The organism is Moorena sp. SIO4A1, from assembly GCF_010672065.1.
Taxonomy (GTDB): Bacteria; Cyanobacteriota; Cyanobacteriia; order Cyanobacteriales; family Coleofasciculaceae; genus Moorena.
In genome coordinates this window covers 1-1,066 of sequence record NZ_JAAHHX010001030.1, presented here as the reverse complement: position 1 = coordinate 1,066, position 1,066 = coordinate 1, and the positions used below count along the sequence as shown (strand labels likewise).

The window sequence follows — 1,066 nt, the reverse complement described above, 5'->3', positions numbered from 1 at the left end:
GAACACAGGATTTCGACGATTGAAACATGGGTAAAGCGATTAACCAAGTTTTGCCCGATTAATGAAATTTGGGTTGAAAGAGTTAAGTTTGACACTCAAAAAATGCAGAAACATGAAATCAGTGGTGTTGAGTACCAGCAAGGAGAGCTAGCTGGTTATGAAGTTAGAGAGTACTTGCTAGAGAAATGGGGAAGGGAATGCACTTACTGCGGCAAACAATCCGTTCCACTGCAAATCGAACACATTCAAGCAAAGTCATTGGGCGGAAGTAATCGAGTCAGTAATCTTTGCTTAGCTTGCGAAAAATGCAATCAACGGAAAGGAAACAAGCCCATAGAGGAATTCCTAAAAAATAAGCCAAGTTTACTCCAAAAAATCAAAACTAAAGCCAAGCAACCATTATTGGATGCAGCAGCGGTAAATACAACTCGTAACAAGTTAGTTAAAGTACTCCAGAATATCTTGCTTGTAGTTACTGGAACAGGAGCGCAGACCAAGTATAACCGGATTAAACTAGGTCTTCCTAAGCAACACTGGATTGATGCTGCTTGTGTTGGGGATATTGAGACCTTGGTCTTGAAAACCTATCAGCCACTGTTGGTTACTTGCAAGGGACAGGGAGGGAGACAGAAAGCAGCACTTAACAAATACGGTTACCCGATCAGACACAACCCATTGAAACCAATCAAAGGCTGGGTCACTGGGGACATAGCCAAGCATCAAAAACTAGGAATAGGCAAAGTCACCCCTAGAAGCAAAGGAAGCTTTGGATTTACCCCGTTAGGAACCAAGGGCTACAAAAGTTGCAAGCCTCAAGATATAGTGCGGCTTGTTCTGAGTAGGAGCCTCCCTCACCGGGAGGGGTATGACTCAGGGGCGCGTGAGGATTGACTCACAAACCTAACTGTTCGTTGGATGGCGGTGCAAACCCGACCCCTTTAGGAGATAAAGTGACAGCCTACCTGGCCACACCGAGACGGACGGCATTCCGTCAGAGTGAAGCTGGCACCAGGCCGTAACCAGAGGGTAAGCAGATATCCCACACTGACGGTAACGGGCAAGATGA

Annotated in this window: 1 protein-coding gene; it reads left to right on the top strand. The window is 45.8% G+C overall.

What is annotated here, in order from left to right:
* Positions 1–891: RNA-guided endonuclease IscB (gene iscB / locus F6K53_RS45020; protein WP_293087630.1), on the top strand; the 891-nt coding region annotated here is incomplete at its 5' end.
* Positions 892–1,066: the final 175 nt, after the last annotated feature.